General features: G+C 60.2%; 6 protein-coding genes. All 6 read left to right on the top strand.

Features of this window, described 5'->3' with window-relative positions:
* Positions 1–171: 171 nt before the first annotated feature.
* Positions 172–873: a GntR family transcriptional regulator gene (locus tag EOC06_RS17120; RefSeq protein ID WP_128308327.1), complete on the top strand. Its 702-nt coding sequence runs from the start codon at positions 172–174 to the stop codon at positions 871–873.
* An 11-nt stretch (positions 874–884) separates the two neighbouring features.
* The gene (locus EOC06_RS17115; RefSeq protein ID WP_128308326.1) at positions 885–2,477 is read left to right on the top strand and encodes a sugar ABC transporter ATP-binding protein; all 1,593 of its coding nucleotides are present in this window, start codon (positions 885–887) and stop codon (positions 2,475–2,477) included.
* A complete protein-coding gene (locus EOC06_RS17110) occupies positions 2,474–3,463 on the top strand; it encodes an ABC transporter permease (RefSeq protein ID WP_245469691.1) in 990 nt (329 codons plus the stop codon). Before EOC06_RS17115 ends, EOC06_RS17110 begins: the two co-directional genes overlap by 4 nt.
* Positions 3,464–3,517: 54 nt before the next feature.
* The gene (locus EOC06_RS17105) at positions 3,518–4,468 is read left to right on the top strand and encodes a substrate-binding domain-containing protein (protein WP_023808960.1); all 951 of its coding nucleotides are present in this window, start codon (positions 3,518–3,520) and stop codon (positions 4,466–4,468) included.
* 72 nt (positions 4,469–4,540) lie between these two features.
* Positions 4,541–5,134 carry a DJ-1/PfpI family protein gene (locus tag EOC06_RS17100; protein WP_013533129.1) on the top strand — a complete coding sequence of 198 codons (594 nt, stop codon included), beginning with the start codon at positions 4,541–4,543 and terminating at the stop codon, positions 5,132–5,134.
* A gap of 1,324 nt (positions 5,135–6,458) precedes the next feature.
* The coding region (locus EOC06_RS17085; RefSeq protein ID WP_306462354.1) for an AMP-binding protein at positions 6,459–8,950 on the top strand (2,492 nt) is incomplete at its 3' end.

Raw genomic sequence — 8,950 nt, 5'->3', positions numbered from 1 at the left:
GTCCTTTGACGGCGGCTGACTGGAAACGGAGGCATTGAACTGGGCTTGGATCGGACGGTCTAAGAGCGTGTCTCTCGCCCCTACAAAATATCCGCTTTAAAATCGTATAGGATATAGGATTGCATCGACGGAACCATCGTGTTAGCAGTCCTCACTGTCAAGAGGCAAAATATGCAGACCGCAAACTTACCCGACCCAAGCGACGCCACCATTGGAGCTGGTCGCATCCAGCGCGCCAACAGTCTCGTCGAAGATGTCTATGAAGCCATCTTCGCGCAGTTGATGGCTCTGAAAATCCCGCCAGGCTCACGCATTACAGTCGATAGCCTGGTCAAGGAATTCAAAGTCTCGCACACGCCGATCCGCGAAGCCCTTGGCCGGCTCGAAGGCGAAGGCCTCGTGCTCAAGACGCATTTGATCGGTTATCGTGCCGCACCCCAGATCACCCGGCGCCGTTTCGACGAATTATACGAGATGCGTCTGCTGCTCGAACCGCATGGCGCCGCAAAGGCCGCCGCAATGATGGACGAGGCCAAGTTCAATCTGTTGCTCGAAGCCGCCGGCGTGATGTCTCGCCGCGAAGGCAAGGATGATCGCGTACGCTATTCGAACTTCGCCAGGCAGGATGCGATCTTCCACGACAAGATCTTGGAGTTTTCTCAAAACGAACTCATCCGCGAGACGTTGAGCCACCAGCACACGCACTTCCACATCTTCCGCCTGATGTTTCATGCACGTGTGACCGAAGAGGCACTTGACGAACACGAGGCGATTCTTGCCGCGTTCGGCTCTGCCGATCCCGATGCCGCCGCAAAGGCGATGCGCATCCATATAGAGCACTCGCGCGATCGCCTGCTCCCGGCATTCGATTGAGGTCGGAACGGATGTCCATTGCCGCGAATATCGCCGGGGAGGGCGGGAGCACGTTGTCCAGCAATGCGCATGGTTCGCTCGAACCGGTGCTGCGCGCCCAGCAATTGTCCAAGCAATACGGCCCGGTGACGGTGTTGTCGGACATCACCCTAGACGTCCTGCCCGGTGAGATCCACGCCATCATTGGCGAGAACGGTGCCGGCAAGTCGACGTTGATGCGGCTGCTGTCCGGCTATGTCGAGCCAAGCCACGGCATATTGTCGATGAACGGACATGCGGTGAAATTTGCCAAGCCCAGCCAGGCACAGGATGCCGGTATCGCCTTGGTTCACCAGGAGATCCTGCTCGCCGAGGGGCTCACGGTCACCGACAATCTGTTTCTCGGGCGAGAGCTTTCGCGTGGCCTTGTCGTGGATGACCGCACCATGCGCCGGCTGGCGGCCGAGAAACTGGCGCAGATCGGCTGCGCGGTCTCGCCAAGGGCACTGGTGCGCGACGTCTCGCTGGCAGACCGGCAGATGGTGCAGATCGCTCGCGCTCTGCTTGACGACTATAAATTGGTTATCTTCGACGAGCCGACCGCCGTTCTGACCGGTGGCGAGGTCGAGCGCCTGCTGGAGATCGTCCTGCGACTGAAGGCTCACGGCATCGCCGTGCTGTATATCAGCCACCGGTTGGACGAGGTGCAACGGGTGGCCGACAAGGTGACCGTTCTGCGCGACGGCAAGATGGTCGGCACCTATCCCGGCAAGACGCTGAGCCAGATGGATATGGCGCGGCTGATGGTCGGTCGCGAACTAGCCGCACTCTATCCTGAAAGGACCGCAGCGCCTTCGGATGTACCGATGCTGAGCGTGAGGAACGCCTCCGTTCCCGGCTATGCGGAGGACGTGTCGTTCACGGTTCACAAAGGCGAGATCCTCGGGTTCGCCGGCATGGTCGGCGCTGGCCGAACCGAACTCTTCGAGGGCATTATCGGCCTGCGCCCGGCGGCCGCCAAGGTCGAACTTGAGGGCAAGTCGATCCATTTCCAATCGCCGCGCGCGGCGATCGACGCCGGCGTCGGTTACCTGACCGAGGATCGCAAGGGCAAGGGACTGCTGCTGCAGGAGCGCCTGGCGCCTAACCTGACGCTGTCGGCGCTCGGTGTGTTCCATCCCGGCCTCTCGATGGGGCGGCGCCGCGAAGCGGAGGCCCTGGAACAGGCCGTGGAGGCATATGACATCAGGCTGAAGAGCCTCGGCGCCAAAGCGGGCCAGCTTTCCGGGGGCAATCAGCAGAAGCTGCTGCTGGCGAAGGTGCTGCTGACTGATCCTTCGGTGGTCATTATCGACGAGCCCACGCGCGGCATCGACATCGCCAACAAGGCGCAGATCTATGCCTTCATCCAGGAGCTTGTGGCGAAGGGCAAGGCCTGCATCGTCATCTCTTCGGAGATGCAGGAATTGATCGGCATCTGCGATCGCATCCTGGTGATGCGCGAAGGCCGCATCACCGGCGAGGTCAGCGGCGCCGAAATGACCGAAAGCAACGTGGCGGTACTGGCGACCAGTGGCCCCAAGCCAGGGCCAAAAGCCAAGGGAGGCACAGAATGGCTGTCATGACCGAATCCGCACCCGGGCGTCGCGCCCTGGATCTCAATGTCAGTTGGACCGACATCGGACCCTTCCTTGCGCTGGCGGCCCTCCTGGTCGTGGGTTACCTCATCAACCCCGATTTCCTGTCCGCCACCAATCTCGCCAACGTCATCACTCGCAGCGCCTTCATCGCCATTATCGCGGTCGGCGCGACATTTGTGATCTCGTCCGGCGGGCTCGATCTTTCCGTCGGCTCGATGGCCGCCTTCATCACCGGCATCACCATCATGTTCATGAACACGGTGGCGCCGCATGCCGGTATCTGGGCTATTCCCGCCGGCATGGCGGTGGCGATCCTGGTCGGCCTGCTGTGCGGGCTTGCCAACGGCCTCATCGTCACGGTCGGCAGGATCGAACCGTTTATCGCCACGCTGGGCACGATGGGGATTTTCCGGGCGCTGATAACCTATCTGACCGACGGCGGCACGATACCGATCGACCGATCGCTGCGCGAGGCCTACCGGCCTGTCTATTTCGGCACGGTTGCCGGCATCCCGGTTCCAATCCTCATATCCATCGCCGTCGCCGCGGTCGCATCCTTCATCCTGTACAAGATGAAATACGGCCGCAAATGCGCGGCGGTCGGCGCCAATGAGGATGTCGCCCGTTATTCCGGCATCTCGGTGATCAGGACACGGACCGTCGCCTATATCGTCCAGGGTGTCTGCGTGGCCATTGCCGCGATCTGCTACGTGCCGCGCCTGGGCGCCGCAACGCCGACGACCGGACAGCTTTGGGAACTGCAGGTCATCACCGCAGTGGTGATCGGCGGCACCGCGCTGCGCGGCGGCAAGGGCCATGTGTGGGGAACAGTCGCCGGCGCCGTCATCCTGGAGCTCATCGCCAACCTCATGGTGCTGTCGGACTTCGTCTCCGAATACCTCGTCGCCGCTGTTCAGGGCGTCATCATCATCATCGCCATGCTCATCCAGCGGTTTTCGAATTCGAAATAGCGCCGCGTCCGGACCACGCGGATCAACGTTCTTGTAGGTCCAAGGGAGAAGACAATGTTCAGTAGAAAATGGATTGCGGCGGCGACACTTGGCGCGCTGCTGCTGGCCGGCCAGGCCATGGCGCAAGACAAGAAGGTCATCGCGGTGTCGATACCGGCAGCCGACCACGGTTGGACGGCGGGCATCGTCTATCACGCACAAGCGGCGGCCAAGGAAATCAATGCCGCGTTCCCGAACGTCGAAGTGGTCGTGAAGACGTCGCCGTCGGCGGCGGAGCAGGTCAGCGCGCTTGAGGACCTGTCGGCCAGCCGCAAGCTGGACGCTTTGGTGATCCTGCCTTACAGCTCGGAAGAGTTGACTCAGCCGGTCAAGGCTATCAAGGACATGGGCACGTTCATCACCGTCGTCGATCGCGGTCTGACTGACGCCTCCGTCCAGGATCTTTACCTCGCCGGCGACAATATCGCGGTTGGCACCAACACAGCCAAGTTCATGATCGACAAGCTCGGCGGCAAGGGCGACGTCGTTGTGCTGCGCGGCATTCCGACCGTCATCGACGACGAGCGCATCAAGGGCTTCCAGGACACGATCAAGGGTACGAACCTGAAAGTCCTCGACATCCAGTACGCGCATTGGAACAGCGACGAGGCCTTCAAGCTGATGCAGGACTATTTGGCCAAGTACCCCCATATCGATGCGGTCTGGGCCAATGACGACGACATGCTGCTTGGCGTGCTCGAAGCGGTCAAGCAATCGGGCCGGACCGATATCAAGCTGGCGCTCGGTGGCAACGGCATGAAGGACATCGTCAAGAAGGTGATCGACGGCGACGCCATGACGCCGGTCGAGACGCCATATCCGCCGTCGATGATCAAGACCGCGATCTACATGACCGTCGCCAACCTGATCGGCCAGGCACCCGTCCGTGGCACCGTCAAGCTCGACGCGCCGTTGATCACCCAAGCCAACGCCAAGGAATACTATTTCCCTGACTCGCCATTCTAACCCTGTCCGATTTCACCGAAAGGCAGGGCGCGGTCTGCGCCTTGCCTAGCTCAAACACTGAGAGGAAGAGCCATGCCAGGCAAAAAGATACTGATGCTGACCGGTGAGTTCACCGAAGAATACGAAATCTTTGTCTATCAGCAAGCCATGGAAGCCGTCGGTCACACCATCCACGTGGTATGCCCGGACAAGAACGCCGGAGATCTGATCAAGACCTCGCTGCACGACTTCGAGGGCGACCAGACCTACACCGAAAAGCTCGGCCACTATGCGCTGATCAACAAGACTTTCTCGGAAGCTGAGAGGCAGCTCGATCAATATCATGCCGTCTACTGCGCGGGCGGCCGCGGCCCGGAATACATCCGCACCGACAAGCGCGTGCAGGCGATCGTGCGCCATTTCCACGAGGCCAAGAAGCCGATCTTCACCATCTGCCACGGTGTGCAGATCCTGATCGCTGTCGACGGCGTGGTGCGTGGCAAGAAGGTCGCAGCACTCGGCGCCTGCGAGCCTGAAGTGACACTGGCGGGTGGCACCTATATCGACCTGTCGCCGACCGAGGCCTATGTGGACGGGACAATGGTTTCTGCCAAAGGCTGGACGGCGCTTGCTGCGTTCATCCGCGAATGTTTGAAGGTGCTGGGAACGGAAATCCGCCACGCGTAAGCTTCTGGAACCGACGCATTCCCCAAGGGATGCGTCGGTTCTCTTCAATAGCGCCTCCATATCCATATCAATTCGGTCGGGATCGCGGCTGTCGAGCGCACCGGTATAGGCGAGATGCTCAAGGAGTGCCGCCTGGTTGCGCTGCTTTCGTCCTTCTTGTGCTGGCGCGCGGCGCTGTTTCGGCGTCCGGATTAGAGGTCGTGTCGTCGACCGTGCGGCCCGTCGTCGCCCCAAGCGATCACGCTCGGTGCCGAGGTCCGGTGAACAAGTTCCCACAAAACCTTCTGACGACCGTTCGATCGGCGCTCAGGCGCGACGTCACCATGAAAGCGGGATGCGCCTGAGTTCAGGCCTGCGTCAGTCAAGCTGGCATCGCGGGCAAATGGTCTCCCGGCGTCCGGGTTGGTCATCGGCCTGACGAAAAGAACGGCGTCTAGGAACGATTCCGGCCGGCTGCCGTTGCCTAACATTAGATATCTCTTATGGAAGTTGCGAAATGCCGCTGTGTCAGAATCTATGCCCTCTTGAAATGACGTTCAAATGCCCGCGTTGCGGATTGGCTTTGCTGAAACCCGGGCGCTGGTTTCAGGTTGCATCCAAATATCGCTGCGAGGGATGTCACAGCGAAATCCGGATTACTTATCCCGACAAGATTGCACTGTTCCAGAAGTATGCGGCGCAGCGCGAGGCTCCACCTCCGCCAAAGCATAGCTCAGTCCTGACCAAGTCATTCAGCGGCTAGGCCATGGTCCTGCCAGGGGCGGCGGGGCGACTGAACGCTGACTGCCGGCGGCAGGGTTGCCTGTCGCATGGAACGAAATCCGTTCCCTGCGGTTGGAAGGTCATGCCTCCAGCTACACGCAATTGAACCGGCCATGCCCTGCAGTCAGGAGCAGTGATGCAAACATACCTGGTAGAGCAAATGGAAGGGGACGACGTGGTTGCGGCGAGTAATGTCAATGCGTCCAGCCCGTTCACGGCGGCGACTATATCAACAGGACGCCAGGTTACCCTGAGGACATGGGAAAACAACTGGGTTCGTGTCACGGATGAGCTTGGAGGGGAAGTATTCGCATACTGCTTCATTTCAGGCACTGGCGAAGCGGACCGCAGCGCACAGCCCGACACTTCGGTAAGGTAGCACAGCCGAGCGAGCGCAGGCTGGCATGCTCAACTTCGAACGATTTAAGCGATCAAGACCGCCTCGCGCATCATCCGAATGATTGATGAAAAGATCATGCCACGGGGCGATAAGCGGCAACAATCCTAGCGTGGGGCCCTTATGTCTCTGGCGCATTTAGAATCTTCGAGGGCGATTCAAACGGTGCAGGCTGACTACCAAGCGGTGGTCTCTTGTCGATGGTCAAAAGTTCCCGATCATGCTCTTGACGAGGGCGGGCCCGTTCTACGTCTGCATCAACGGATGGGAACTGGCTTCGTCGATATTCCGGTCTTTGATCACCTGAGGGAAATCGCCGGGCATTATTCCGAAAAATTAGCCGCCAGCGACGGCACCAACCGACTGACCTATTCCGAGCTTTTTCGGGCGGTCGAGGCCTTGGCCAGCCGGATTGAAGCCGTCGTTCCCGACGGAAATGCGGTTGGAATACTTCAGGCCAACTCGGTCTGGTACACCGTTGCGATGCTGGCCAGCATGGCATCCGGTCGACCGTCAGTGCCGCTTAACGTGCGAGATCCGGACTCGCGCATCAACGAAATCGTCGCCGACGCGAGGCTCTCCGCCATAATTGGCGACAAAGGCCTCCACGGCCTTGATCTGCCCCAGCACGTTGCCCGGATCGATATAGCGCAATCGTTGCAGGCAACGCTTCGTCCAGCTGGACACCGTACCGTTTCTGTCGATGCACCGGCAATCGTGCTTTATACCTCCGGCAGCACGGGCCGCCCCAAGGGGATTGTCAACAGCCAGCGGAGCTTGCTGTGCCGGGTGCAGCAATATGTCGACGCGTGCCACATCAATGCGCAGGATGTTTTCTTGCCCCTGACCGGCCCGGCAACCATCGCCGGTTGTCGGGAAATACTTGCCGCTCTTCTTACGGGTGCTACGTTGCAGCTTGTGGAGGTCGAAGCCGTCGGCCTGCGCGCGGTTCGCGGCCGCATGCAATCGGAAGGCGTGACGATCACCTATCTGGTGCCGGCATTGCTTCGCGCTCTCCTGGCGGATGAGCCCGCGGACGCCTTTGGTTCACTCAGGGTTGCCCGAATTGGAGGCGAGAAGGTGTCCTCGGCCGACATCCGCCTGGTGCGCAAGGCTGTCCCGCCAACTTGCCTGGTGCAGATCGGCTATTCATCGACGGAAACGACTGGATCGCAGTGGTTCTTGCCGCACGATTGGCCGGAATTCGATTCCTCAGCTCCCGTCGGTTGGCTGCTTCCGGGTATCAGCTTCGCAGTGGTCGATGAAGAAGGTTACCCGGTTCAGCCCGGCAAAATCGGAGAACTGTTGATCAGAAGTCCGTATGTCGCCCTCGGATATTGGGAAAACGGGGCAGTCGTTCCGTTTGAAATAGATCCCGACGACCAGACGCTTCGCATCTTTGCGACGGGCGATCTTGTGCAAATTGGGAGTGATGGCCTGTTGCGGATCATCGGTCGCAAAGGGCGCCAGATAAAGGTCAATGGGCGGCGCGTTGAGCCGGCCGAACTCGAACGGGTTCTGCGTGGCGCGCCGTCGGTGAAGGATGCCGTGGTTATCGTCACCCCGGCGAATGAACTGGTTGCGTTCGCCGTCCCGCACGGCGGGGCGGGAGCCAGTTTTTGCGACGAGCTGCGCCAACTTGCCAGGACAAAATTGCCGCCGGCGCTTTGCCCGCTGCGGCTCCATGCAAGCGCCGAGATACCGCGACTGGCCAGCGGAAAGATCGATATGGCAATGCTGGCTGCAATCGACCTTTCGGTTCGGGAAACAACGCCCCCACCGCAAATCGCCCATGCGGGAAATGAAGTTCCTGCTCATCAGATAGTACGGCGTGCCTGGACCAAGGTCCTTAAGACGCGGGTCGCCCTGGGGTGCTGGGATGAAGCGGGGGGAGATTCGCTTAAGCTGCTCCATTGCGTGATGGAAATCGAAAGCGCGATCGGGCAGGAGCTCGGATTGGAAGCCTTCACGGTTGGAATGAGCTTCGATGAGATGGTTGCAGCGGTCATTTCCGCTCAACGAGGCGGAGAGCACGCGCCCGCCTGGAAACACGAGCCTCCGCTGCTTTTCCTTTTCCCCGGGTCGGTCGGTTATGGTCCGAGCCTTGCTTCGTTCGCTTCGGCAATAAGCAAGGTCGCCAGGGTGTCTCCCATCAGATATCCGGCCCTGGGCATGATCCTGCAAGGTCAGAACACTGTCGCCGCAATGGTCGAAGCTGCAATCGATCATATCAACCGCGTGCAGCCTACCGGCTGTGTTCGCCTGCTTGGCCACTCGCTCGGAGGAGCGGTCGCTTTTGAGGTTGCCGCGCGTCTGCTTGATCAAGGGCGAGCGGTAGCGTTCACGGGCATTCTGGATACCAGTCTGGTTGGCGAACGCAGCAAGCGTTGGGAGACCATTACCCGGACATTTCACCGGATCCGAACCAATCGTATATCGGCTAGTCGGGTGGCGTGCCGCGCGCTTGCCAAGGTCGCGGTCAAAATGCACTGCGAATCCCGGCTTGCCAGCTTCCTCGACCGCTATGCCGAGGGTCAGTTCAACCCGACGAGCTTCAGAACCAAACTGGAACTGCAGGAGGTTCTGCGGGCGCGCGCCTTCTTCCAATGGCTGGCAGAACCCAGGCCGATACTGCCGATCACCGGCACCTTGTTCCG

Origin of the sequence: Mesorhizobium sp. M7A.F.Ca.MR.362.00.0.0, from assembly GCF_004023175.1 — a bacterium.
In the GTDB taxonomy this organism is placed as follows: Bacteria; Pseudomonadota; Alphaproteobacteria; order Rhizobiales; family Rhizobiaceae; genus Mesorhizobium.
Note: the sequence above shows the minus strand (reverse complement) of the source record. Positions and strands in the feature narration are given on the sequence as shown.

What these genes read in the sequence shown, in the direction of transcription:
- EOC06_RS17100 (WP_013533129.1), top strand. Translation starts at nt 4,541, where the DNA reads ATGCCAGGCAAAAAGATACTGATGCTGACCGGTGAGTTCACCGAAGAA.
- EOC06_RS17120 (WP_128308327.1), top strand. Translation starts at nt 172, where the DNA reads ATGCAGACCGCAAACTTACCCGACCCAAGCGACGCCACCATTGGAGCT.
- EOC06_RS17115 (WP_128308326.1), top strand. Translation starts at nt 885, where the DNA reads ATGTCCATTGCCGCGAATATCGCCGGGGAGGGCGGGAGCACGTTGTCC.
- EOC06_RS17110 (WP_245469691.1), top strand. Translation starts at nt 2,474, where the DNA reads ATGACCGAATCCGCACCCGGGCGTCGCGCCCTGGATCTCAATGTCAGT.
- EOC06_RS17105 (WP_023808960.1), top strand. Translation starts at nt 3,518, where the DNA reads ATGTTCAGTAGAAAATGGATTGCGGCGGCGACACTTGGCGCGCTGCTG.